Source organism: Silicimonas algicola, from assembly GCF_003970735.1.
In the GTDB taxonomy this organism is placed as follows: domain Bacteria; phylum Pseudomonadota; class Alphaproteobacteria; order Rhodobacterales; family Rhodobacteraceae; genus Silicimonas; species Silicimonas algicola.
On record NZ_CP034588.1, the window covers coordinates 2,995,391 to 3,019,526 of the forward strand.

19 protein-coding genes are annotated in these 24,136 nt (G+C 68.7%); 3 read left to right on the forward strand and 16 right to left on the reverse strand.

Annotated elements, in window-relative coordinates; translation table 11 throughout:
• Window positions 1-5: 5 nt before the first annotated feature.
• Window positions 6-1,400 carry an MmgE/PrpD family protein gene (locus EF888_RS14675; protein WP_109760705.1) on the reverse strand — a complete coding sequence of 465 codons (1,395 nt, stop codon included), beginning with the start codon at window positions 1,398-1,400 and terminating at the stop codon, window positions 6-8.
• A gap of 253 nt (window positions 1,401-1,653) precedes the next feature.
• On the opposite strand from EF888_RS14675, the gene EF888_RS14680 reads away from it, so the two are divergent.
• From EF888_RS14680 to EF888_RS14690, 3 genes are read left to right on the forward strand one after another with little or no spacing between them, the layout of a single operon-like run.
• A complete protein-coding gene (locus tag EF888_RS14680; RefSeq protein WP_109760704.1) occupies window positions 1,654-2,580 on the forward strand; it encodes an isocitrate lyase/PEP mutase family protein in 927 nt (308 codons plus the stop codon).
• Window positions 2,577-3,974: an MmgE/PrpD family protein gene (locus EF888_RS14685; protein ID WP_109760703.1), complete on the forward strand. Its 1,398-nt coding sequence runs from the start codon at window positions 2,577-2,579 to the stop codon at window positions 3,972-3,974. Before EF888_RS14680 ends, EF888_RS14685 begins: the two co-directional genes overlap by 4 nt.
• Before the next feature lie 17 nt (window positions 3,975-3,991).
• Window positions 3,992-5,086 (forward strand): AbrB family transcriptional regulator, encoded by a 1,095-nt coding sequence (locus EF888_RS14690; protein ID WP_109760702.1) that lies wholly within the window; start codon window positions 3,992-3,994, stop codon window positions 5,084-5,086.
• On the opposite strand, the gene EF888_RS14695 is transcribed toward EF888_RS14690, so the two are convergent.
• From EF888_RS14695 to EF888_RS14765, 15 genes are all read right to left on the reverse strand, one after another.
• Window positions 5,083-7,344 carry an acyl-CoA dehydrogenase family protein gene (locus EF888_RS14695; protein WP_109760701.1) on the reverse strand — a complete coding sequence of 754 codons (2,262 nt, stop codon included), beginning with the start codon at window positions 7,342-7,344 and terminating at the stop codon, window positions 5,083-5,085. The genes EF888_RS14690 and EF888_RS14695 overlap by 4 nt on opposite strands.
• The gene (locus EF888_RS14700) at window positions 7,341-8,690 is read right to left on the reverse strand and encodes an MmgE/PrpD family protein (RefSeq protein ID WP_109760700.1); all 1,350 of its coding nucleotides are present in this window, start codon (window positions 8,688-8,690) and stop codon (window positions 7,341-7,343) included. The genes EF888_RS14695 and EF888_RS14700 overlap by 4 nt, the downstream gene beginning before the upstream one ends.
• Window positions 8,683-9,549, reverse strand: coding sequence for a MaoC/PaaZ C-terminal domain-containing protein (locus EF888_RS14705; RefSeq protein ID WP_109760699.1), 867 nt, complete (start codon window positions 9,547-9,549; stop codon window positions 8,683-8,685). The genes EF888_RS14700 and EF888_RS14705 overlap by 8 nt, the downstream gene beginning before the upstream one ends.
• On the reverse strand, window positions 9,549-11,648 hold the full coding sequence (locus EF888_RS14710) for an acetate--CoA ligase family protein (protein ID WP_109760698.1): 2,100 nt from the start codon (window positions 11,646-11,648) through the stop codon (window positions 9,549-9,551). The genes EF888_RS14705 and EF888_RS14710 overlap by 1 nt, the downstream gene beginning before the upstream one ends.
• Window positions 11,645-12,568, reverse strand: coding sequence for an SDR family oxidoreductase (locus EF888_RS14715; RefSeq protein ID WP_109760697.1), 924 nt, complete (start codon window positions 12,566-12,568; stop codon window positions 11,645-11,647). Before EF888_RS14715 ends, EF888_RS14710 begins: the two co-directional genes overlap by 4 nt.
• Window positions 12,569-12,588: 20 nt before the next feature.
• Window positions 12,589-14,550, reverse strand: a complete 1,962-nt coding sequence (locus EF888_RS14720; protein WP_109760799.1) for a tripartite tricarboxylate transporter permease — start codon at window positions 14,548-14,550, stop codon at window positions 12,589-12,591.
• Between the two features lie 76 nt (window positions 14,551-14,626).
• Complete coding sequence (locus EF888_RS14725; RefSeq protein ID WP_109760696.1) at window positions 14,627-15,706, reverse strand: type 2 periplasmic-binding domain-containing protein; 1,080 nt, start codon at window positions 15,704-15,706, stop codon at window positions 14,627-14,629.
• Window positions 15,707-15,811: 105 nt separating this feature from the next.
• Window positions 15,812-17,014: an iron-containing alcohol dehydrogenase gene (locus tag EF888_RS14730; protein WP_109760695.1), complete on the reverse strand. Its 1,203-nt coding sequence runs from the start codon at window positions 17,012-17,014 to the stop codon at window positions 15,812-15,814.
• Window positions 17,014-18,177 carry a CaiB/BaiF CoA transferase family protein gene (locus EF888_RS14735; protein WP_109760694.1) on the reverse strand — a complete coding sequence of 388 codons (1,164 nt, stop codon included), beginning with the start codon at window positions 18,175-18,177 and terminating at the stop codon, window positions 17,014-17,016. Before EF888_RS14735 ends, EF888_RS14730 begins: the two co-directional genes overlap by 1 nt.
• A gap of 1 nt (window position 18,178) precedes the next feature.
• Window positions 18,179-18,952: an enoyl-CoA hydratase/isomerase family protein gene (locus EF888_RS14740; protein ID WP_109760693.1), complete on the reverse strand. Its 774-nt coding sequence runs from the start codon at window positions 18,950-18,952 to the stop codon at window positions 18,179-18,181.
• Window positions 18,942-20,120 (reverse strand): acyl-CoA dehydrogenase family protein, encoded by a 1,179-nt coding sequence (locus EF888_RS14745; protein ID WP_109760692.1) that lies wholly within the window; start codon window positions 20,118-20,120, stop codon window positions 18,942-18,944. The genes EF888_RS14740 and EF888_RS14745 overlap by 11 nt, the downstream gene beginning before the upstream one ends.
• A gap of 148 nt (window positions 20,121-20,268) precedes the next feature.
• Window positions 20,269-21,030 (reverse strand): enoyl-CoA hydratase/isomerase family protein, encoded by a 762-nt coding sequence (locus EF888_RS14750; protein WP_109760691.1) that lies wholly within the window; start codon window positions 21,028-21,030, stop codon window positions 20,269-20,271.
• The gene (locus EF888_RS14755) at window positions 21,027-21,758 is read right to left on the reverse strand and encodes an enoyl-CoA hydratase/isomerase family protein (RefSeq protein ID WP_109760690.1); all 732 of its coding nucleotides are present in this window, start codon (window positions 21,756-21,758) and stop codon (window positions 21,027-21,029) included. Before EF888_RS14755 ends, EF888_RS14750 begins: the two co-directional genes overlap by 4 nt.
• Window positions 21,751-22,698: a hydroxymethylglutaryl-CoA lyase gene (locus tag EF888_RS14760; protein ID WP_109760689.1), complete on the reverse strand. Its 948-nt coding sequence runs from the start codon at window positions 22,696-22,698 to the stop codon at window positions 21,751-21,753. Before EF888_RS14760 ends, EF888_RS14755 begins: the two co-directional genes overlap by 8 nt.
• Window positions 22,695-24,116, reverse strand: coding sequence for an MmgE/PrpD family protein (locus tag EF888_RS14765; protein ID WP_109760688.1), 1,422 nt, complete (start codon window positions 24,114-24,116; stop codon window positions 22,695-22,697). Before EF888_RS14765 ends, EF888_RS14760 begins: the two co-directional genes overlap by 4 nt.
• Window positions 24,117-24,136: the final 20 nt, after the last annotated feature.

Here is a 24,136-nt window from a genome sequence, read left to right on the forward strand (position 1 = left end):
ATGGATCAGAGGGCGGCGCGGCGGGACAGACCGGGCCGTGGCGCGCGCAGCAGGTCCGACAGGTCTGCGATGCGCGGGAGGTCGGGAAGCGCCACCAGCGCGGCCAGCAGGCGATCGGTCCGGTCCGTGTCGAGCGAGCGGCCTGCACAGTCGCGGAACTTGGCGTGCAGCGCGCCGGGCGGCAGCGGGTGGTCGCGGTCGCGCCCCACGGGGCGTTCGACGCGGTGCCGCAGCACGCGGCCATCGGCCAGCGTCAGCGTCACCTCGCCAAAGAAGTGCTCGGTCGTGTCCATCCGCGCCTCGGGGTGCGGTTCGGCGGTGATCCGTGCCATCAGGTCGCGCGTCGCCGGGTCGGCCATCGCGACATCGCTGAAATGGTCGAGACTGACGATCCCGTGCCGGAGCGCGCGGGCCAGCACATACTGGACGGAAAACTTGGCATCGAGACCGCTGGAGGGGCTAGGCCGGTTGGTATGGCGCAGCCGGCGCGGGTGGGTCCAGGACAGGACGTGGGACACGTCGTCCGCCGTCAGGCCCTGGTCGGCGCGCAGGGCCAGCAGCGCGTCGATTGCCGGGTGGGTGCTGGCGCAGCAGGGGTGGCGTTTGAACGCGACACCAGTTTCCACGATGTCGAGCGGGTCGGCGAATTGCTCCAGCACGCGTTCCGGCGCATAGGTGCCCGGGCTGTTCAGCACTTCGAAGAACCCTTGCGGATGGGTCAGCGCCTCGGGGTTGGCGGTCATGCCCTCTCGCGCCAGAAGCGCGGCGAACAGCCCGTTGCGGGCGCAGTGGCCGACGTGGAACGGCTTGGCCATGGTGCCGAAGTTGGCCTTGAGCCCCGAGGACATTGTGGCCGCCAACGCCAGCGCCATTGCCGTGCGCTCCGCGTCCAGCCGCATCAGGTGGGCCGATGCGGCGGCGGCGCCGAAGATCCCCAACGTCGCAGTAGGGTGCCAGCCCTTTTCATAATGGTGGAAATTGACGGCGCGGCCAATCCGGGTCTCGACCTCGAATCCGGCGACATAGGCGGCGATCAGGGCGCGTCCCGTTCCACCCTCCGCCTCGGCCAACGCCCAGAGTGCCGGTATGATGGGAGCCGAGGGGTGGCCGCCCAGCGTGTTGGAACAGTCATCGAAGTCGAGTGCGTGGCTCGCCGTGCCGTTCGCCAGCGCAGCGTCCAGTACCCCGGCTGTGTCTGGCAGCCCAAAGAGGGTCGCCGCCCCGGAACTTCCGCCCCCGGCGACCAGTGCGGCGCGCGCAGCCAGTGCCGCCGGTTCCGGCGCCCCGGCCAGCGTGACGCCTACGGTATCGAGGATCGCATCGACGGCGGTCGCCACGGCTACCTTGGGCAGCGTGTCGAACCGGATCGCCAGCAGTCGCCGTGCCACCTCATTCAGCATGGAACACCAGTCACGTTCGATTCGAGATCCAGATCATTTCAAAAATGGTATACCAGTCCTGCGCTGCCGGGCGCCAGTTCTTTCTGTATCGCCCCAGCCTCTTGACCTTGCATGGTCCCAGGTGCCATGACGCAGGCAGACCGAGTTCCGGTTTTTGGTATACTGAGACCGAACAGTATCGAGGACCCGCATCGGCAGAATAGGTGCACCGGCAGGGCACACTTGCCTCGGACGCCGACGACTGGAGGGACACATGACCGACTGGCTTCTGAACCGCGACGCGCGGCCTCACGCCCCGCCGACCCTGCAGGCGCTGATCGATGGCGGCGGCACCACGGCGGTGGCCGGATGCTGGGACGGGCTGTCGGCCTTGCTCGCCAAACGCGCCGGATTCCAGGCGCTGTATCTGTCCGGTGCGGCGCTGTCGGCGTCGATGGCGCTTCCCGACCTCGGTCTGTTGACGATGGAAGATGTTACTCGCGCCGCCCGCACCGTGGTGCGAGCCAGCGGCCTGCCCCTGATCGTGGACGGCGACACCGGGTTCGGAGAAGCGCTGAATGTCATGCGCGCGGTGCGCGAACTGGAATCCGCAGGCGCCGCCGCGATCCAGATCGAGGATCAGGACTTCCCCAAGAAGTGCGGCCACCTGAACGACAAGCGGCTGGTCCCGATGGACGATATGTGCCGCAAGGTCGCGGCGGCGAAGAAGGCCGCCGACAGCCTGCTGATCTGCGCTCGCACCGATGCGGTGATGATCTCGCTCGACGAGGCGCTGACACGGGCGCGGGCCTATGTGAACGCCGGCGCCGACATCGTCTTTGTCGAGGCGATGACTTCGGCCGACATGGTGCGCGAGGTGCGCGGGGCGCTCGACATCCCGCTGCTCGGCAACATGACGGAATTCGGGCGGACGCCAATCATCCCGCTGTCTGACTGGACCGCCTGGGGCGTCAACCTCGTGATCTACCCGGTGTCCGCGCTGCGCGTCGCGGGGCGGGCGATGGAGGAATTCTACGGCCGGCTGATTGCCAACGGCGACGTGTCTGCCGACCTGTCCGCGATGATGACCCGGGCCGAGCTTTACGAGCGGATCGGCTACTATGACTACGAACGGCTGGACGAAAACATCGCGGCGACCGTTCTTCCCGACCACCCCCCCGCTGACGGAGCCCGGCCATGACCGCCCACACCGCCTTTGACGACACCCATACCCGCCGCATCGCCGAATTCGTGTCCGGCCTGCGCTACGAGGACATCCCCGCCAGCGTGCGGACCCGGATCAAGCTTCTGGTGCTAGATTCGCTGGGCTGTGCGCTCTATGGCGCGAACCTGCCGTGGACGCGGATCCTGCAGGACACGCTGGGCCGGATCGACAGCTCGACCGGGTGTTCGGTCTGGGGCACGGCGCAGCGGCTGTCGGCGCCCCACGCGGCGTTGGTGAACGGCACGCAGGTGCAAGGGTTCGAACTGGATGACGTGCACCGGGTCGGCGTCCTGCATGTCGGCGCGGTGACGTTGCCGGCGCTGATCGCGGCTGTCGAAGGCAGCCCGATCAGCGGTCGCGACTTCCTGACCGCCATCGTCGCAGGCTACGAGATCGGGCCCCGCGTCGGCATCTGCATGGGGCAGGAACACATCGGCCAGGGCTGGCATTCCGGCGCGACGCTCGGCGTGTTTTCCGCCGCGGCGGGGGCGTCCCGCGCGCTCGGGCTGGACGCCGAGCAGACGCAGAACGCGCTGGGGATCGCCGGGACGCAGGCCGCCGGGCTGATGGCCGCGCAATACGGCGCGATGGTGAAACGGATGCACGCCGGGCGGTCCTCACAAAGCGGGCTGTATGGGGCGCTGTTTGCGAAGGACGGCTTCACCGGCATCCGCGACGTGCTCGAGGCGCCTTATGGCGGGTTCTGCACCACGTTTTCGCGCTCCACCGATCGCTTCGACATGACCGAGCTTTCGGCCGATCTTGGCGAGCGGTGGGAGACGGAGAAGATCGCGCTCAAGTTCTATTCCTGCGTCGGCAGCAACCACACAACGCTCGACGCAATCCGCGCGATCCAGTCGCGGCGGCCCTTCACACTGGACGAGTTGAAGGAGATCGTGGTGCACGGCAGCCAGGTCACGGTCGATCATGTTGGCTGGCCCTACCGACCCGAAGGCCTGACCTCGGCCCAATTGAACCTGCCGTTCTGCGTAGCGACCCTGCTGATCGAAGGCGACGTATTCGTGGACCAGTTCACTCCCGATGTGGTGGACAACGCCGACCGGATCTCGCTCTCGCGCCGGGTCACCTGCCGCGAGGATCCCGCCATCACCGCGCGCGGGTCGCGGTTCCGGCACATGGTCCGGGTCGAGGTCCAACTCACCGACGGCAGCGTCCACGAGGAAACGGTCGAGGCGCCGCGCGGCAGCGAAAAATCGTTCGCGACAGAGGCCGACATCGTGGACAAGTTCATGAAACTGGCGACCAAGGCCCTGCCCGAGGCGCAGGCCCGGGAGCTGGCCGACGCAGTGCTGAGGATGGACAACCTCGACGATGCCGGCACGCTGATCGCCTTGCTCGCTGCAGCCTAACCCGGTCGGAGGCGGCGGTGTCGCGCCTGTTCCTCTGGCTGCAGCGCGGGCTGGCTCTGGCGGTGGCGGCGGCGACCGGCGTCGCGTTCGAGGTGGCCGATGTGCCGCTGGCCTGGATCCTTGGGCCGCTGATCGCGACGGCGCTTTTCTCGGTGTCGGGCCGCCCAGTGCTGGCGACGACGCGGATGCGGCGACTAGGGCAGTTGGTGATCGGTGCCGCGCTGGGGCTGAACATCACCGGCGCGTTGTTGGCGCAGATCGTTCTGTGGGTTCCGGTGATGGTGGTGATCGCGCTAACCGCCGCCTGCGTCACCGGATTTTTCAGCGTGTTTTACGCGCATTTCGGCCGGCTCGACCGCAACACCGCGTTCTTCGCGATGATGCCGGGCGGGCTATCCGAGATGGCGAACATCGGCGCCGCCGCCGGCGCGCGGTCCGAGCCCATTGCCGTAGCCCAGACAGTGCGGCTGGGCCTCGTCGTACTGGTGCTGCCGCCGACGATCATCGCGTTGGACATCCACGGCACCTTTGCGACCATCGTCACCGCCCCGTCGGTTCCCTTGCCCTTCCTGCTGCCGCTGTTCCTCGCGGCGCTTCTGGGGGTCATGGCGATGCGCTGGCTTGGGGCTGCGAACCCCTGGATGCTAGGCGCGCTGGTCGCGGCGGCGGCGCTGTCGTCGTTCGACATGATCGGCGGGCACCTGCCGCACGGGCTGTTCATCGGCGGGCAATACCTGCTGGGCGTCGCGGTCGGCGCGCGGTTCCGGCGCGACATCGTGCTGCGCATGCCGCGGCTGTTCCTGCTGGGCGTCGTGTTTACCCTGCTGGTCACGGCGGCGCTGTTCGGCGTGGCGGCGATCCTGTCGGCGGCAACCGGGCTTGACCTCGCCACCGCTGCACTCGCCTCATCGGCCGGGGGCATCGCCGAGATGTCGGTGACGGCGCAGGTGCTGCACCTCAATTCCGCGCTGATCCTAGGATTCCACGTTACCCGCGCAATCATGGTGAACGCTTTTGCCAAGACGATCCTCGACCTGCAGGTCCGCTTGCGGTTCCTGCCTGCCGTCGAACGGCTGGAAGTCGCGGTCTTCGGCCCCCGGCGCGAGGACTAGCTGCGCGGCAGGCCCAGCACCCGGGTGGCGAGGATGTTCCGCTGGATATCGTTGGTGCCCGACGCAATCTGCGCGGGAAACATAGCGTAGAACGGCGCCAGAACGTCGAGCTGCACCCCGCTGAAGTCCTGCCGCCCGGCGACGCCACCGGCCTCGCCCGCCGCCTCGATCAGGAATTCGGTCAGCCGCTGCGCGCATTCGCCGGCCCAGACCTTGAGCAGCGACACCTCGGGCCCCGGCGACTCGCCGGCGGCGACCTGCCCGGCAAAGCGGGCATAGGCGGATTTCAGGTCAGCCACGTCCAGCGTCACCGCCGCCAGCCGCGATAGGAACACCGGGTCGGCGTCCAACCCCGTCGCCTGAGCCAGTTCGGTCACCAGCTTCAGTGGCCCCTCGACCCGGCGCGGGCTGCCGTTGTTCAGTCGCTCGAACCCGAGTACCGACTTGGCCACGGTCCAACCACCGTGCAGCGGCCCGACAAGATTTTCGGCCGGGATCGCGACGGCGTCGAAGAACACCTCGCAGAACTCCTCGTGGCCGGCGATGTTGCGGATCGGCCGGATCGTGACGCCGGGCGTTGCGAGGTCGAGGAGGAAGAAACTGAGCCCCGCCTGCTTTTTCGCCTGCAGGTCGGTGCGCGCCAGCAGGAACATGTGGGTCGCGTGGTGCGCCATTGTGGTCCAAATCTTCGACCCGTCGAGGGTCCAGCCGCCGTCCCTCGCCACCGCACGGGTGCGCAGGCTGGCCAGATCCGACCCCGCCTGCGGCTCGGAATAACCCTGGCACCAGATCGTTTTGTTCGACAGGATGCGGGGCAGCCAGTGGTCCTGCTGCGCGGCCGTGCCATGCCGCATCAGCATCGGCCCCAGCATCACCGTACCCTGATCGGGGTGGCGCATGATCCCGGCGCGTTCGCGTTCCTCGATGAAGATCAGTTGCCGTGCCGGCGACAGGCCCATGCCGCCCCGGTCGCGCGGCCAGGCCGGGGCCATCCAGCCCTTGGCGACCATCAGCGCCAGCCAGTCGCGCAGCTCTGCTGGTGTCCCGCGCCGGCCCTTGTGGCGTAAGTGGTCGGGGTAGTACCGGTCGAAACAGGCCCGGATGCCGGCGCGAAATACCGGCTCCGGCCAAGCGTTCCAGTCGATGTCGGCGTTGCTGTTGGCCAGAAATTCGGGCGGAGGCGGCGGGAGGTTGGTGTCCTTAGCTTCGGTCAGAGTCGGGCTAAGCGCGTCGCAGCGGATGCGGTGGTGGTCGGCGTTGCCGTGCAAGGCAGCCAGCGACAGGATGCGCCGCAAGTAGAGACCGGCGTCATGGGCATCGGTCACGCCGATGGCGCCGTGCAGCTTGATGGCCTCGCGGCCGATCAACGCCGCCGCATGGCCCGCGCGGGCCTTCGCGCGCGACGCCACAAGGTCCAGCCAGTCAGGGTCAGCCCCTGCGTCAAAGGCGGCGACTGCCTCGTCCCGCACGGCGCGCGCCAGTTCCTTCTGGATGTAGAGGTCCACAGCGCGGTGCTGGAGCGCCTGGAACGCGCCTATCGGCCGGCCGAACTGTTCGCGCAGACGCATGTAGTCGAGCGTGATCTCCAGCGCCCGGTCCATGCAGGCGAACAATTCGGCCGAGGTGGCGATGACGGCGGCAGCGCGGGCGCGGCGCAGGGCGGACCGGCCGGTGGCACCTTCGGCTAGAGCCATGCCGATCGGAACGGCGTCCAGATCCAGCCGCGCGGCATAGGTTCCGTCGGCGCGGGGTTCTGGCGTCACCGTCAGGCCCGGCGTGCCGGGCGGCAGGGCGGCGATCTGGCCGTAGGGGGCCGCAACAAGGAACAGGTCGGCCCCCGGGCCAACTGGTACATGATTCACCCGCCCCGACAATCGCCCCGCCGCGACCGCCAGCGTTCCCCCCGCAGCGACCACCGTGACCCGGCCCGCAGCGATGCCCTGCAGCACCTCGATCGCGTCCACGGCCCCGGCCAGCACCGCCGCTTCGACCGCCACGGCAGCGAGCGGTTCGGGGAGGAGCGCCCGGGCCAGCGGGTCCAGCAAAGCGCAGGCGGCGGCGAGGGTCAGGCCCTGCCCGCCCGCGTCCTCTGGCACCATCACACCGGTCCAGCCCTGTGCCGTCATCGCGTCCCAGACGCCCTGGTCGAACCCCGGCAGCCTACCGCGCAAGGCGCGCGCCCGGTCGGTCGACGCCCCGGCAAAGCGGGCCGCGCTGTTCGTCATCAGTGCCAGCAGGTCGTCCGCGTCGTCGGTCATGCCGCCCGGCCTGCGAGCAGGTCCGCCATTTCGCCCAGCGCGCCGGGGCTTTCGAATCGGTCCAGCGCCGCAAGCAGGCGGGTCGTCCGGCCCTCGCCCAGGACCGGCGTCACCAGCGACAGGAATTTGCCCGCGATGCGGTCGCGGCCCATCGGGTTGTCGGGGTGGCCGAGGAACAGCGTCGTCTCCTCGGTCAGCTGCGTGCCGTCCTCCAGCCAGACATCGATCCGCGCCTGCGACTGCGGCTGGTCGGGCTGCGGGTGCAGCTCTACCACCGGCAGGATCGCCCGGACGCGGGTGTCGCGCAGCATCGGTTCGGCGAAATCGGTGTCCTCCAGCTGATACCCGCAGATTGCCGCCGACAGGCAGAAGGCGACGCTGAATTTGGCCTCGAGCGGGGTCTGCGGGTCCATCCGCCCGGCGGTGAAAGGAGCGCTGCGGTGGACGCGGGTGGTCACGCGGGTGATCCTGCGGCCGGCGAGGCGCGGTCCGATCCTGTGGCCCGCCTGCGCCGACGCATGGGTCGCGCGGCAGCAGGCAAAGGGCTTGTAGCCGTTGCGCAGGATCAGCCAGCGGTCGAGGTCGAGCGGCGGCACCGTGACCTTTCCGTCCTGGATCATCGCGGGCAGCAGGCCCCGGTCGAGGTCCAGCAGATCGGTCGCGGCGGCAAAGCCGTCGGCGGCGAGATCCGCAGCCATCAGCCCGTTCATCGCGGCATGGCCGGCATGAAACGGCTTGGCATGGGTGCCGAAGGACGCGACGAGCCCCGAAGCGGTAGTGGCGGCGGCACCGAGCGCGCTGGCGGTGGCAGCGGCGTCGAAGCCGCGCAGGACAGAGGCCGCCGCCGCCGCGCCGACGACGCCGTGGATGCCCGTAGGATGGAACCCGCGCGCCTGCAAGTTGCGGCCCACACCGTCGATGAAGCCACCACCAAGACGGGCCATCACCTCGAATCCCGCGACGAAGCCCGCCACCGCGCGGTCGCCCTCCTGCCCCTGGTCCAGTGCCAGCGCCAGTGCCGCCGACAGCACCGGCGCCGAGATATGGCCCGATCCGTTTTCGTGGGTGTCGTCGAAGTCGGTGGCATGGGCCATCGTGCCGTTGACCAGTGCCGCGAGCGGGGCGCCGGTGAGGCCGCCGGTGTAGATGCGCGCCCTGCCGGGCATTGCCCAGCGTTGAGCCATGCGCCGGGCGACCAGCGTCACGCCTTCGTTCGCGGCACCCACGGCGACGCCGATGTGGTCGATCAACGCCTCGCGCGCCGCGGCGCGGACCTCGTCCGGTAGCGGCCGGTCGGCGGCCCCGGAGATCCATGCGGCCAGCGCCGCGCTGCGTCCGTCAGCCATCCATCACCTCCGCCTCGCCACCGTCCAGCACCACCACGTCGTCCCGCGCCGGCACCCAGGCGCGGAACCGGTGCGGCCCGCGGGTTTCACGCCACAGCCCGATGCGCAGGGTGTCCCCCGGGTAGACGGGCTGCGAAAACCGCGCCGCGATGGCACGCAGCCGCGTGGGGTCATAGCTGCAGAGCCGGGCCATCACTGCGTGGCCGGCCCTGCCGAAGGTGGCGAGGCCATGCAGGATAGGCCGGGGAAACCCGTGGCGCCGCGCGGTCATGGGATCGACGTGCAGCGGGTTACGATCGCCGGAAAGCCGGTAGATCAGTCCGGCTTGCGGCAGGACGTGGATGTCCATGACTTCGTCCGGGGCGCGATCGGGCATCGGGCGCGGCGGTTCGGCCGGGGTTGGCGATCCGCCAAAGCCGCCGTCGCCGCGCTGCATGCTCGTAGACAGGATCGTGCAGAGCGAGCGGCCGTCCGGGTCCGACACGATCTCGCGCCGGGTCGTCACAAGTGCGGCCTTGCCTGGGCCCTTGTCGATGACCTCGGCCACGGTGTTGTCGGACCGCACCCGCCCCGCCACGGGGATCGGTGCGTGCAGGGCGAGCCGGATGCCGGCGTGGACGCTGCGGCCCGAGGATCCGACATCGGCGTGGCGTATCCAGGCATGGGGCGCTGCGAGGATAGCAGCCATCGTCGGCAGGGCCAGCAGCCCTTCCTCCCAGACGAAGCGCAACTGACACGTGTCCAGAGGGTCGGCGCCCAGGCCCACGCCCAGCGCGTAAAGCATGGTGTCGCGCTCGGTCCACTCCATCGTGGTGACCGGAATGCGGTAGGCGGCGAGCCTGTCGGGGTCGAGCGGCATCAGCCCAGGTCCTTTAGCGTGATCACTGCATCGGCGGCCAGCACGGTGTCGCCCTCGACGAACAGCGGGTTGATGTCGATGACGGCGATCCGATCGCGGTGGTCGGCGATCAGCCAGGACAGCCGCACCAGCGCATCGGCCACGGAGTCGCGGTCGGCGGGCGCGGCCCCACGCCAGCCGTCGAGCAGCGGCTTGCCGCGCAGGCTGTCGATCATCGCGCGGGCGGTCGCGGCCGAGACGGGGGCAAAGCCGTAGGCGGTGTCGCGCAGCAGTTCCGCGAAAACCCCGCCCAAGCCGACCATGACGATAGGGCCGAAACAGGCGTCGTCCATCGCGCCGAGGATCAGTTCGGTGCCGCGGGTCATCTCTTGCAGCAGCACGCCGTCGGGCGGCGTGTCGGGGCTGGCGGTGCACGCGGCTCCGGTCACCTCACGCGCGGCGGCCCTCACCGAAGCCAAGTCAGGGAGGTTCAGCCGCACGGCCCCGGCCTCGGTCTTGTGCGGCAGGCCGGCACAGTTCGCCTTGACCGCCAGCGGATAGCACAGGCCGTGATTCGCCGGCACTGCGCCCGCGACATGCAACGTGCGGACTTGCGGGATGCCGTATGCCGCCAGTACCGGGCGGGAGTCCCCCTCGCTCAGAAACCCGCCCCGGTCGGGCAATTCCAGCGCGGGACGGGGCAGTGGGCGGGGGCTGGGGTCGCCAGGCGGCGCGGCTTGGGCGGCGGCAAAGGTGGCGAGCGCCCGCGCCGCTGTCGCGGCACGGCCGACCGTCAGGAACCAGGGCACGCCTGCGGCATCCAGCGCCGCTTTGCCCTCGGCATGATCCTCGGCCACCGTCGCCACCAGCACCGGCTTATCCGCCGCATCGCGGATTGCGGCGAGCGCGCGGGCGGCCGCGGCCGACCCGGAGGTTTGACCGGATCGGACCATGACCATATCCACGCCGTCGTCGGCCAGCACGATGTCCGTCGCGATGTTGGACAGGCTGCGCCCGTCGCGGCTGCCCTCGCCCGACAGGTCGATCGGGTTGCCGGTGCCCGAGAATGGGCCGAGCCCGTCGCGCAGTGCCGCGCGGGTCGCGTCGGACCAGGCCGGCAGGGTCAGCCCGGCTTCGGAGAACCGGTCGGCGGCGATCACCCCGGCCCCGCCCGACCCGCTGACTAACCCGACGCGGGGACCGCGAGGCAGCCGCCCGCCAAGGAAGCCGCGCGCCACGTCCACGAGATCCTCGTAATCGCGCAACTCGATGATGCCGCCTTCGCGGAACGCCGCACGGAACAGGTCGTAGCTGCTGGTCAGGCTCGCCGTGTGGGATGCGGCGGCGGTGCGGCCGGCTGGGGTGTTGCCGACCTTCCACACCAGGATCGGCTTGCCCAGCGCCAGCGCGCGGCGGCCGAGCGTCAGGAGGCGGCGGCCGTCGCGGACGCCTTCTAGGAACGCGGTGACGATCCGCACGTCGTCGCGTTCGAGGAAGTGGCCGACGAAATCCAGCGCGTCCAGATCGATGCTGTTGCCGACCGACACGACATGGTTGAACCCCAGCTTCTCGCGGCTGGCATTGCGCAGCAGGGTGAAGCCGTAGCCGCCGCTTTGCGTCGCCATCGCCACCGGTCCGGGGATGTAGTCGCGGACCCGAAACCCCTGGCCAAAGCCGCAGTGGATGTGCTCGGGGATGTTAAGGACGCCCATGCAGTTCGGACCGACGAGCCGTACGCCGGCCGCACGCGCAACGCTCGCCAAGTTAGCCTCCAGCAACTGACCGTCCGGCCCCGCCTCGCGAAAGCCCGAGGACAGGATCACCGCAAAGGGGATGCCGCGCGCACCGCAGTCGCGGATGACGTCGGCGACCCGGTGTGCGGCGACCGCGACCAGTGCCACGTCGCAGGGGTCGGGGACGTCGCGGACCGACGGCACGCAGGGCAGGCCCATTACCCGGACTCGCGTCGGGTTCACAGGATGCACCGTGCCGGCGTAGCCATAGCTGGTGAGGTAGATCATCGGCTGCCCGCCGACCGACCGCGCGTTGTCCGAGGCGCCCACCACTGCGATCCCCCGCGGCGAGATCAGCCGGCCGAGGTCGGGCGCATCGGGTGTCACGGCAGATAGCCCTTGAATACATCGCGGGTCCGGTCCAGCGGCACGAAATTCGGCGCAAATACCGGCATGACGTGGTCGGCGATGGTCTGCGGGGTCCAGCCCTCGGCGGTATGCGCCTGCCGGACCGGGCGGGGCTGGCTGAACAGGACCAGCTCGTTGTCGCGGGTGTAGAAGATCTGGCCCGAGACATGGGCCGCCAAGTCGCTGGCCAGATAGACGACAATCGGCGCGTTGCGTTCGGCCGGGATGGTCCGACGCGCGGCGGCGCGGGCGCGTTGTTCCGACGTCTGGGTCGGGATCGATTCCGTCATCCGGGTAAAGGCCGTGGGGGCCACGATGTTCGACCGCACGTTGAACCGTGCCATGTCGATCGCAATGGCCTTGGACAGGCCCTGCAGGCCCAGCTTGGCCGCGCCGTAGTTCGCCTGTCCCATGCCGCCGATCAGGCCCGAGGTCGAGGCGACGTGGACATAGGCGCCGGCTTCTTGCGCCCGGAAGTGCGGCGCCGCCGCGCGCGAGACGTAGAAGCTGCCGGAAAGGATCACTGACAGGGAAAGATCCCAGTCCTCGCGCGTCATCTTGTGGAATATCGCGTCGCGCAGGATCGCCGCGTTGTTCACCACCGCGTCGATCCGGCCAAAGTTGTCCAGTGCCTGCGCGACCATGCGGTGCGCGCCGTCCCAGTCCGCGACGCTGTCGGTGTTGGCCACCGCAGCGCCGCCCGCCGCCCGAATGTCGTCGGCTGTCTGTTCCGCCGGCCCCGCCTCGCCCCCCGCGCCGTCCACGCCGACGCCGAGGTCGTTGACCACGACGCGCGCGCCTTCGGCCGCCATTGCCATGGCGATGGCGCGACCGATGCCGCGGCCCGCCCCGGTGACGAGGACCACCTTGCCTTCGACCGCCTTGCCTGGTGTCGCCATTTCCAAATCCCTCTCTGGCCTCAGAAGCCCCAGTCGATCAGCGGCGCGACCAGCGCCACGTTCAGGACCGAGGTCAGCAGGTAGAGAAACGCCGCCATCGCCGCCGCACCGAAGATCGCCCAGGGCCAGCGCACCCGGGCGACCCCCAGCAGGAACAGCCCGACGAACACCGGCGAGCCCACCGCAAAGCCCAGCACGGCGATTAGCCCTGCAAAGCCCGCGATGATGCCCGCCCCGTGCCACAGCGTTAGGTCGCTGCCGGAGGTATCGAGCCCGAGGTCGCCATCAAACAGGATTGAGGCCCCGTCCGGCGCGCGCGCCAGCCTGTATATCCCCACCGAGATGAACATCAGCGTGATGACGGCGACGGTCAGCGGGAACACCCGGCCGAGGAAGCGCAGATCCCAGGTATCCAGGATCACAGCGAGCGGCACCAGCAGGAGCACGGTCGCAAAGGCCACCTGCGGCAGCCTGCGCGGCGTCTTGCCCTCCATGTCGCCGACCTGGTCGCTGACCCGCGTCTTGCTGCGCCAAGCCATATAGCCCGTCACTGCGACCAGCAGGAACAGCACAATCGACACCGGCCGGTAGAGAAAGCTGAATCCGTAGATCTGAGCGGTTCGGTAGAACGCCGCCTCCAGCCCCGAGGACAGCACAAAGCCGATCAGGAAGGCCGGGCGCGACCAGCCAAACCGCTTGAGAAAGATCGCGATGCCGCCGACGGCCATCATCGTCAGAAGGTCGCCCCAGCTTTGCGTCGCCTGGTAGGCGGCGAAAAACACGACGCTCAGCAGGAACGGCGCAAGCAGCCGGTAGCGCACCGCCGTCAGCCGCGAGATCGGCGAGGCCAGCGCAAAGGCGATCCCGGCGCCGAAGATGTTGGCGACGGCGATCGACCAGATGATGGTGAAGGTGAGCGAAAGGTTTTCCTGCACCATCTGGCGGCCCGGAGTAATGCCGATGAGGGTAAAGGCCGCCAGAACCAGCGCCATCGTCCCCGACCCCGGGATGCCGAACAGCAGGGTCGGGATCAGCGCGCCGCCCTCCTTGGCGTTGTTAGCGGATTCGGGCGCGATCACGCCGCGGATGTCGCCCTTGCCGAATTGCGACTTGTCCTTGCTGGTCTGCACGACGTGGCCATAGGCAACCCAGTCGATGACGCTGCCGCCGATCCCGGGCAGCGCGCCGATGATCGTGCCGATGGCCGAACAGCGCAGTACGATCCATTTGTGGATCCAGGTATCCTTCAATCCCTGAAGCCAGCCCTTTCCCAGAAGCTGCTCCTCGGCGATGCGTTCGCGAGTGCGCAGCACCTCGAGGATTTCGGGGATCGCGAACAGGCCCAGCGCCAGCACCACCAGCGGGATCCCGTCCGACAAGTAGAGGCTGCCATAGGTCATGCGGTATTCGGCGGTTGCCGTCGCCGCGCCGACGCAGCCGACGAGGATGCCAAAGCCGCATCCGGCCAGTCCCTTGATGACGCTTGGGCCGGTCAGCATGCCGACCAGGATGAGCGCCAGGATGACCAGCAACAGCTGTTCGCCGAACCCGATCATCAAGAGGATCGGCTTGGCGAAGAACACCGCAAAGGTCAGCACGAACGCGCCGAACACGCCGCCCACCATCGACGCCATGAATGCCGCCGACAGCGCGCGCGCGCCCTGCCCCTTGCGGGCCAGGGGGTAGCCGTCCACCACCGTCGCCTGCGACGAGGAACTGCCAGGAATCCCCATCAACACCGATGGGAAGGTATCCGACGTATTGGTGACCGATGTCATGCCGATAATCATGGCCAGCGCCGAGGTCTGGTCCATGCCGTAGATGAACGGCAGCACCAGGGCCATCGCCGTCAGCCCGCCGAGCCCGGGCAAGAGGCCCACGCTCAGCCCCAGGACCACGCCGAACAACAGGTGCAGCAGGTGCTGGATCTGGAACAACTCCACAAAAGCCGGCAGCGCCGTTGTGCCGAGGACATCGAACATTTCGATCACTTCTTTCTCCGCCCCTGCCGGGCCTCAGGTTGAGGGCGGCACCTGATGGCACCACCCTGTCGTCGCGTCAGTAGGTCACCGACCAGGTGTCGGCCAGCCAGCGCAGCAATTCCGCCTGGGCCTCGTCGGAGATTACGGACGCCTGCCGGTGGCCGCGTATTGCCGCCTCGCCCACCGCCTGCGGATAGCCGCCCAGTTCGAGTTGCAGGGTCGGGTCCGCCATCTCGGGCCGGTTCACCACGCGCTGCATCGCGGCCTGGTAGGTGGCGAAGATGTCGTCCGGCGTGCCGGGCGGCAGCACGATGGTCTTGGCGGTGGACATGCGGATCGCGAACATGGCGTCCCAGACCTCGCGCTGGACCCCGGTCACCGGCTCGCCATGCACCATTTCATAGAGTTCCATGCAATGCGGCGTGTCCGGCAGTGTCGGGTCGCGCTCCAGTTCTCCGGCCTCGTTCAGATAGCCCATGGTAAAGATCGGCACCATAACGCCTTCGTCCATCATCGGCTTGAGCTCTGATTCCCAGCCGGCGAGGTTATCGTAGTTGACCTGGCTCTCGCCGCGTTCGAACGCCTGTCGGCTTTCCCCGCGCGAGGTTCCCCAGACGCCCAGCACTTCGATGCCGAGCAGGTCATAGCAGTACATCACCGGCATGTCGGCCTTGGCCGGGCCGTCGCCGACGTGGACAAAGGTGTTGTCCTGAAGCAGTTGCACGTCCTGCAGCGAGTCGCCGGTGAACCCCGCATCCGCCCGGCCATAGGCCACCAGCCCGTAGGGCGAGGCGAGGATCGGGCGGAATTCCGACAGCGGGTATTCCACCGTGGCATCGCCCAGCAGCGGGGCAAAGTAGCTGCCGGTGCCCAGCGCCGCGATGGTCAGCCCGTCGGGTTCGGCGGTCTGGGTGAACTGATTCAACCCACGGATCGACCCGCCGCCCTCGACATTGGTAATGACGATGGTCGGATTGCCCGGAAGCTCTTGTTCCAGCAGCGGCGCGATGGCGCGGGCGTGGGTACTGGACCCGCCGCCCGGGCCGTAGGGCACGATGAAGTCGATGGTCTGGCCGCTGAAATCGACGTCCTGCGCAGCGGCAGGAAGCGCCAGCGCCGCGGCGAACACGGCGGCGGGTAGGGACTGAAGTCGCATTGTCTCTCCTCCTCTGGTATATGGGTCAGTTATCGTAGGGGGGCTTCTCTCGGCCCGTTCCGTCTTCCGCCGCCGCCCGCCTCCTCCGCGGGCGACCGCGGGTCGTCAATACATCTCCTCAAGCAGGGCGAGCACCTGGGCCGCGTCGCGCGGCGGGCGCGGCGTCGGGGCAAGGGTCCGGTCCCTTAGCGTCAGTTCGGCCACCTTGGGCAGATCCGCCCGCTGCACCCCCACGGCAGACAGCGTAGCGGGCAGGCCAAGGTCGGCCACCAGCGCGCGCACCCTGGCCTCGGCCCGTTCCGACGCCTCGGTGTCGGACGCGGCGTCGCGGATGCCCATCGCGGTGGCGATCCGGCGCTGCCGGGCCAGCGTATCGGGCCGGTTGAACCGCATCATGTGCGGCAGAACGATGCCGCCGCTGATGCCATGCGGAATGTGGCTGACCGCGCCCAGCTGGTGGCAGATGCCGTGGCCAAGGCCTATCCCGCCCTTGCCCGCACCGAACGCCGTCATCCAGTTCAGGAATTGCAGCCGCCCGCGCGCGGCGATGTCCTGCGGATCCGCCAGCGACGGCACAAGGTCGCGGAACACAATCGCAATGGCTTCGAGGCAGGTGCCCTCGATGAATGGATTGGCGTTCTTGGCGTAGAACCGCTCGATGGCGTTCTGCAGCGCCTTGACCCCGGTCGAGGCCCAAAGCCGGGCCGGTGTCTCGGCCGCCAGTACCGGGTCCAGCACGATCACCCGCGGCACCACGCCGGGGTCGATGAAGATGTCCTTGGCGCCGGTCGCGTCGTCGGTGATGCCCATCGCCGACGAAAACTCGCCCGAGGTCAGCGTCGTCGGCACCGCGATCACCGGCGGCTTGCGGTTGGTCAGAGACGGCACCGTGATCTTCTGCGTGCGGTAGTCGTAGTCGGCGCGCAGCGCGTCCAGATCGTCGCCTTCTCCGAGGATCAGGGCGACGCCCTTGGTCCCGATGATCGCGCTGCCGCCGCCAATGCCGATCAGGCAGTCCGCCCCGGCCTCGCGCGCCGCTGCCGCCGCAGCAAGGACCGTGGAACGAGGCGAATGTTCACCCATGCCGGCAAAATGCCCCGCGAGGCGGTCACCCAGCCGGAGCTTCAGCTCCCCCACCTGCGCATGGGCGCCGAGTGTGCGGCCGGTGATGACGAAGGCGCGCGAAGCACCCATTGCCTCAACCTCGGCTGGGACCGCGCTGTACAGCGTGCCCGGGCCATAGCGCACACGGGTCGCGGCAGGAATGTCGGCCTCGCCCACCGGGGCGGATGTTGGAGTCGCGGTCATCACTCCGCCTCCGCGGCTGCGGCGCGCACCTGGTCCAGGACCGCCTGATCCTCGCCCAGTTTCCGGCTGGGCCAGCGGATCGTACGGTCCATCCCTTCGTAGACCATCGGACTGGTCGGCAGCGTCACGGGCCCGTAGATCGGATGGTCGATGTCCACCAGCGCGCCGCGCGCGTGCAGGTGCGGGTCGGTCATCACCTCGGACAGCTCGCGCACCGGGGCCGCCGGAACGCCGACCGCGACGAGGCCGCGGAACAGCTCGTCCTTGGTGAACCCAGCCGCCCAGCCGGCGACGAGCGCGTCGACCTCGTCGATGCGGGCCACGCGGTCATACATGGAGGCATAGCGGGGTTCGTCGATGGCCCAGTCCTGGCCAAAGAACCGCGCCAGCGCGCGCCACTGGTGTTCGTTGTTGGCGAGGATCGCGCACCAACCGTCGCGGCAGGCATAGACGTTGTAGGGCGAGATCGACAGCCCGCCGTGCTGGTTGCCGGTACGCGGCGGGCGGTCCTTGTTGGTGCCACTCATCAGCCCGAGGTTCGACGCGAGCGCAGGATAGATTGCCTCGAACATCGACACCTCGACCGCCCGTGCGCGCCCGGTGCGTTCGCGTTCCAAGAGCGCTGTGACGATGGCACCATACAGATGCACCCCGGCGTTGAAGTCGCAGATCGCCGGCCCGGCCTTGACCGGCGGGTTGTCGGGAAAGCCGGTGATGCTCATCACGCCGCTCAGCGCCTGCACGGCAAGGTCCATCGCCGGATAGTCGCGGTAGGGGCCGGTGGTGCCAAAGCCGGAGCTGGCCGCATAGACCAACTTGGGGTTCAACTCGGCCAGCCGCTCGCGTGAAAATCCTAGCCGGGTAAGCACGCCGGGGCGGAAGTTTTCCACCAGCACGTCGGAGGTTTCAATGAGCGCGGTCAGCTCCGCCTTTCCCGCCTCGGTCTTGAGGTCGAGTTCGACGAAGACCTTGCCGGAATTCAGCATAGCATGGGGGATATGCGCGCCGCCGCCGTCGCGTTGGCGGCGGCGGGTGTGTTCGCCGCCCGGCGGCTCGACCTTGATGATCTCGGCCCCGGCCATCGCCATCAGGAAGGTGGCATAGGGCCCATTGTAGATCTGGGTCAGGTCGACCACGCGGATGCCGCTGAGAGGCCCGTCCATGTCAGTGCCCCCCGAACGCCGGTTCACGTTTCTCAGCGAACGCCGCGCGCCCTTCGGCGGCGTCGTTGCTGGCCAGAAGCGCGTGCTGCACCAGTTGTTCCATCCGCAGCCCTTCGGCCATCGTCAGATCCTGTGAGCGGATCGCCAGTTCTTTGGCCGCCTGCATCGCCAGCGGCGCGGCAGCAGCGATCCGGCGGGCGCAAGCCAGCGCCACCTCCATCACCTCATCGGCTTCCACCACGTCGTTGACGAAACCCCAGCGACCGGCCTCGTCCGCCGTCATCGGCTCGCCCAACAGCAGCAACTTCATCGCCACGGCATGGGGCAGTTGCCGCAGCAGGCGCTGGGTGCCGCCATTGGCGGGGATCACGCCGCGCCGCCCTTCTGGCAGGGAAAAGGTAGCATGGCGCGCGGCAACGCGGATGTCCGTCCCCATCAGCAGCGTCATCCCGCCGCCGATGCAGTCACCGTTCACGGCGGCAATCACCGGCTTCCAGATCTCCAGTCCGCGGTTCGGCAGCAGCCCCGTCTGCGTCGCCCAGAGGTCCGTCAGCCTGCGGTCGCGGCCGAGCCAGGTACCGATGTCGGCCCCGGCGCAGAACGCGCGGTTGCCTGCCCCGGTGAGGATCGCACAACGGATTGAGTCGTCGTCGCGGACCTGCACGAACGCCTCGGACAGCGCGGTATAGTGGTCCGCGTCCAGCGCGTTGCGCTTGTCCGGGCGGTCGATGGTGACCGTCGCGATCCCATCCGAAAGGCTGAGCTCAACCGGCATCGACGGTCGACCGTGTCTTGAGCAGGCTGCGCGCAACGACCATGCGCTGCACTTCTGACGGCCCCTCGCCCACGCGCTTGACCCGCAACTCTCGAAACCAGCGTTCCAGCGGCATCTCCTCGGCCACGCCCAGCGCGCCGAACATCTGCACGCAGCGGTCCACCACGCGGTGCGCGGTTTCCGTCGCCGTGACCTTGGCCATCGAGGACCAGTAGCGCAGGTCGCCGCCGGTTTCGTGGACCATCGCGGCCTTGTAGACCAGCATCCGCGCCGCCTGCAGCTCCATCTCGCTGTCGGCGACCATCCACTGGATCGCTTGCTTGTCGGCAAGTTTTGTCTTGAAAGTCTCGCGGTGGCGGACCCACTCGATCGCCATCTCGAGCGCCTCCTGCGCCACGCCGAGGGTGCCGGCGGCATAGGGGATGCGGCCCTCGGTGGTCCATTTCGAGAACACCTGAAAGCCCTTGCCCTCTTCGCCCAACAGGTTCTTGACCGGGATCTTCACGTCCTGCAGGGTGATTTCGTAGGGCGAATAGGCACGCAGCACCGGGATCCGCCGGGTCGACACGCCGGGTGTGTCGAGTTCCAGGATGAAAGCGGAAATGCCGCCCCGGTCGCCCTGGTCGCCGGTGCGGGCAAAGACCATGCCCCAGGTCGCGTGCTGGATGCCGGAAATCCACATCTTGGTGCCGTTCAGCACATAGTCGTCGCCCTGCCGTACGGCGCGGGTGCGGATCGACCGCGCCGGGTCCGACCCGCCAGTGGGCTCGGTCACGGCGGTGAACACCTTGCGCCCCTCGATCACGCCGGGCTTGGCGTACTTCTCGATCTGGTAGGGGGTGCCCCATTCGAACACGGTGTTCGGCACGTCGAATCCGATGGCACCGCAGGCGGGAATGTAGGCACCCATCCGGCAGCGGGCAGTTTCTTCGGCCACCACGGCCTGTCCTAAGAGCGACAGCCCGGCGCCGCCGTATTCGGCCGGTGAGCGGATGCACCAGATGCCCAGATCCTTGGCCTTTTGCTGCAGCGGCAGCAGCAGGTGGTCAGGCAGATGGATTGCGTCGTGTTCGACCTGATCCTCGGCCGGTTTCACGTCCTGTCGCATGAACCGTCTGGCGGTGTCGCGCACCATGACAAGCTCGTCCGAAAGCGGCCAGTCACTCATCGTCAGATCCTCCCTTCCGGTGCACCTTCTCTACGGGGCATCCGGTATTCCATTCTTGGGTCGAGACTGGCGCCCGGAACCAGGCAAGTCAAAGGCCGTTGATGAATGAGGTCATGCCGAAATGCTATTGGTCGTTTAATCTCCTGATCTAGCTATCTTTCTTGCGATCCATAAAGCGCTCTTGTCCTTTCTGCCAGTCGCCTTCCGCCAGATTGTGGTCAATCGCAGCGAGTTCGATACGTATACCATTCGCCAGATCGGTGGTGCCACCCAGGTTGATGGCCTGCTTAGTCAGACGAATCGCAAGCGCGGGCGCGGCGGCGATGGCGGCAGCGATGTCCTGTCCCGTGGCCTCAAGGTCGCCCGCCGGCACCACCCGCGCGCCCAGCCCGCGCGCCAACGCCTCAGCCGCCGGCAGATCGCGGCCGGTGAACAGCAATTCCTTGGCGCCGCGAATGCCGATGGCGCGTTGCAGCCGCTGCGTCGCGCCGACAGTGCCCCATTTCGGTTCGGGAAAGCGGAACACCGTGCCTTCGGCGGCGATGATGAAATCGGCGGCCATCGCAATCTCGCCACCCGCGCCCACGACGGCGCCATGGACCAGTGCCACCACCGGCACACCACAGCGTTCGATGGCGTCATAGGCGGCAAAAGCCGCCAGCCGTCGTTGCCTGACCCAGGCGGCATCGCGGCCCTTGCGTTCGGATAGGTCAGCCCCGGCGCAGAACGAGGGCCCCGCGCCGGAGATCAGGACGACGAGCACTGTAGGGTCGGCGTCAAGCTCCTGAAACGCCGACCGCAGCGCGTGGCAGGTCGAGAGATCGACGGCGTTGCGTTTGTCCGGGCGGTTCAGGATGACGCTGGCGACGGGGCCGTCGCGGGTGACGATCAAACGGCTTTCGTCGGTCATGGCCCGTCCCTGTATCCGCGCATCGCGATATTCGCCTGCAGTCCGGCCTCCATAGCGGCGTCGTAATGGGCCTCGGCCACCTCGTGGAAAAGTCGCTTGGTCGCCTCCATCGCGATGGGCTTCGGCCGGGCGCAGATCTCCGCCAGGTCCAGCGCCGCCGCCAAGGCATCGCCGTCGGGTACCACGCGATTGACGAGGCCCGCCGCCAGCATCTCGGCCGCCGACAGCATCCGGCCCGTCGCCACCAGTTCGAACGCCAGCTTGCGCCCCATCTGGCGGACAAGGTTGGTCATCACCAGCGCGGGGACGAGGTCGTGGCGCAGTTCGGGATAGCCGAAGCGCGTCCCCTCGGCCGCCACCGCCATATCGCAACCGATAGCGAGGCCCGCCCCACCGCCTACCGCCGCACCGTGGACCGCCGAAACGATGGGCTGCGGCACCGCGCGCAGCAGCCGGTGTAGGCGGGCTGTCAGCGAGGCGCGGTCTGCCACGCGGTCTCCCTGCCCCGGCACCAGATCCCTGAATTCGCCGGTGTCGGCCCCGGCGCAGAACGCGCGCCCCGCCCCGCTAAGGACCAGAGCCCGGACTTGAGCGTCCCCTGCCGCCGCGTCCAGCGCGTCGCACAGCGCCCGGGTAAGGGCGGTGTCGAGCGCGTTCAGCTTGTCGGGCCGGTTCATCGTCAGGATGCGGACCGGCCCGCGCGTTTCGATCGTCAGGACATCAGGCACGCGCCACCTCCCCTCGCCGGGACAGGCCCCAGCCGGACCGGGCAACCATGCTGCGCAGCGGCCGCCCCAGTGCGGTTTCGCAGGCGCTCGAGGCCGCGTCCACCGCGTCAAGGTCAAGGCCGGTCGACACGCCCTCCTCCTCCAGCAGGTTCACCAGATCCTCGGTCACCACATTGCCGGTGAAGCCCTCGCCATAGACGATGTCGGCCGGATGCCCGCCGGTGCCGCCCATCGCGCTGTCGAGGTGGGTGCAGCCGGCGTCGAGCGCGGCGAGGCAGTTGGCCAGCCCGGTGCCGCGGGTGTCGTGGAAATGGCCGACCGGGATTACCGCCGGTGCCGCCGCCCGGACTCGCGCGATCAGCGCCCGCACGCTGCTGGGCGTTGCCGTACCGATGGTGTCGCCAAGCGTCACGAGGTGGGCGCCGAGGTCGGCAAACCGCGCTGCATCCTCGGCCACCCGGGCGGGATCGACAGCACCCTCGAACGGGCAGCCCCAGGCCATCGAGATCACGCCCACGAGCCGCGCCCGCCCGCGCGCCGCCGTGGCCATCTCTGCGACCCGTTGCCATTGGTCGGCGCGGGTGGTGCGCAGGTTGCGCGCAGTATGCGCCTCGGTCGCGGAAATCAGCAGGCTCAGTTCATCCGCGCCGGCCCCGGCGTCGAGATCGGCCAGCGCCCTGTCGACCGCGCGCGGGTTCGGGCAGGTCGCCTTGAACGCCACGCCGGACGGCCGAGCAATGCCGTCCAACACGTCGGAGGCATCGGCAAAGGCCGGCACCTGACCGGGGTGGCTGTAGCTCGTCGCCTCGACCCGGGCGAATCCGGCGCGGGAAAAGGCGTCGATCAGCGCGATCTTGGTCGCGGTCGGGACGAAATCCGGTTCATGCTGCAACCCGTCGCGGGCGAAACATTCGCAGATCACCATATCGCGCGCGGTCATGCCCGGACCTCCATCAGCGGTGCTATGGCCGCGACATCGGGCATCCGCTCCAGCGAGCCCAAGGCCGCGAATAGGCGGTCGGCGCCGTCGGTCCCCAGAAGACCAGTAACGCAGCCCATGAACTTGTCGAGCCGGTCGGCATCGGTCATCGGCGCCTCGGGCGAGCCTGGAGTGTGGTCCACGCGGGTTTCAAACCGGCCGCGCGCAGTGTCGATGGCGACGTCGGTCCAGCCGAGCACGCCGGAAAACGACCCCTCGCCCGGCATCGGCACGCGGTGGACCCCGCCCATCAGCGCCCGGATGTCGGGGCGAAGGATGGCACTGTCCTCGAAACTCGCCAGCGTCACGCGACCGTCGATCAGGGCGGCGGCGGCGCAGTATTCGATGCTGAACTTGGCCGACAGTCCATCCGTGGGGGCGCGGTGGATCAGCGCCTTGTCCGCGTCGGGCAGGAACCCTACCTCGACCCGCTGCACCTCGTCGGCTGCGATGCCGTGGCGGGCGACGAGTTCAAAAATCCCGGCTAGCCCGCGGTGGTTTCCATAGCAGCAGGGCCAGCGTTTCACATATATGCCGGGTTCGAAGATGTCCCACGATGCGCCGGGAACCGGCATAGGCGCGGCGGACCCGTTGCCATAGACGGCGAGGTAGCCGCGCGGCCCGTCGAAAACGTCCTCGGCCGCGGTCATCCCTGCCGCCGCGAGATCGGCCGAGATCACCGCGGCGCGGGCCGCGTGGCCGGCCTGGAACGGCTTGGCCATGGTGCCGAAGTTGCGCACCATCCCACCCGACTGCGCGGCGGCAAGGCCGAAGGCCCGCGCCGTGGTGGTGGCGTCGAGACCCTGCAGCCGGCAAGCCATCGCGGTGGCCGAGAACACGCCCAGCGTCGCGGTCGGATGCCAGCCCCTGCCGTAGTGGCCATGGCCCAACGCCCGCGACAGCTTGCCCGCCACCTCAAGCGCTACGACGAAGGCCGACAGGAACGCCGTGCCGTCAACCGGCCGCCCGCGCCGCGACAACGCGGCTGCGACCGCCAGCCCGGTGGCACAAAGCGGCACCGAGGGATGGCCGCAAAGGCTCGGCAGGCTGTCGTCGAAGTCGAGTGCGTGGCCTGCAACCGCATTGGCCCAGGCGGCCTCGGCCGGCGCGGTTCCCGTCTGCCGCCCCCAGAGCGGCGCGATGCCAGCAGCCCCTGCGGCCAGCGCGGCGGTGGCGGCGATCCGCGACGGCGGCTCTTCCAGGCCAGCGAGCGCCACCCCCACTGTATCGACGACCGCCGCCCGTGCTGCAACGATCGCCGAAGACGGGACCGCCGCAACCGGAGTTTCGGCGACAAAGGCCGCCAGCGCGCGCGTGACCTCCCCGTCCGGCACACCGGCGCCCGTCCCGACGTCATCTGGTCCAACAGCTATTTTCATCGTGTGGTATACCGTCTAGT

Coding starts and splice junctions, on each gene's coding strand:
- EF888_RS14675 (WP_109760705.1), bottom strand. CDS start 1,400: ATGCTGAATGAGGTGGCACGGCGACTGCTGGCGATCCGGTTCGACACG.
- EF888_RS14680 (WP_109760704.1), top strand. CDS start 1,654: ATGACCGACTGGCTTCTGAACCGCGACGCGCGGCCTCACGCCCCGCCG.
- EF888_RS14685 (WP_109760703.1), top strand. CDS start 2,577: ATGACCGCCCACACCGCCTTTGACGACACCCATACCCGCCGCATCGCC.
- EF888_RS14695 (WP_109760701.1), bottom strand. CDS start 7,344: ATGACCGACGACGCGGACGACCTGCTGGCACTGATGACGAACAGCGCG.
- EF888_RS14700 (WP_109760700.1), bottom strand. CDS start 8,690: ATGGCTGACGGACGCAGCGCGGCGCTGGCCGCATGGATCTCCGGGGCC.
- EF888_RS14705 (WP_109760699.1), bottom strand. CDS start 9,549: ATGCCGCTCGACCCCGACAGGCTCGCCGCCTACCGCATTCCGGTCACC.
- EF888_RS14715 (WP_109760697.1), bottom strand. CDS start 12,568: ATGGCGACACCAGGCAAGGCGGTCGAAGGCAAGGTGGTCCTCGTCACC.
- EF888_RS14720 (WP_109760799.1), bottom strand. CDS start 14,550: ATGTTCGATGTCCTCGGCACAACGGCGCTGCCGGCTTTTGTGGAGTTG.
- EF888_RS14725 (WP_109760696.1), bottom strand. CDS start 15,706: ATGCGACTTCAGTCCCTACCCGCCGCCGTGTTCGCCGCGGCGCTGGCG.
- EF888_RS14730 (WP_109760695.1), bottom strand. CDS start 17,014: ATGACCGCGACTCCAACATCCGCCCCGGTGGGCGAGGCCGACATTCCT.
- EF888_RS14735 (WP_109760694.1), bottom strand. CDS start 18,177: ATGGACGGGCCTCTCAGCGGCATCCGCGTGGTCGACCTGACCCAGATC.
- EF888_RS14740 (WP_109760693.1), bottom strand. CDS start 18,952: ATGCCGGTTGAGCTCAGCCTTTCGGATGGGATCGCGACGGTCACCATC.
- EF888_RS14745 (WP_109760692.1), bottom strand. CDS start 20,120: ATGAGTGACTGGCCGCTTTCGGACGAGCTTGTCATGGTGCGCGACACC.
- EF888_RS14750 (WP_109760691.1), bottom strand. CDS start 21,030: ATGACCGACGAAAGCCGTTTGATCGTCACCCGCGACGGCCCCGTCGCC.
- EF888_RS14760 (WP_109760689.1), bottom strand. CDS start 22,698: ATGACCGCGCGCGATATGGTGATCTGCGAATGTTTCGCCCGCGACGGG.
- EF888_RS14765 (WP_109760688.1), bottom strand. CDS start 24,116: ATGAAAATAGCTGTTGGACCAGATGACGTCGGGACGGGCGCCGGTGTG.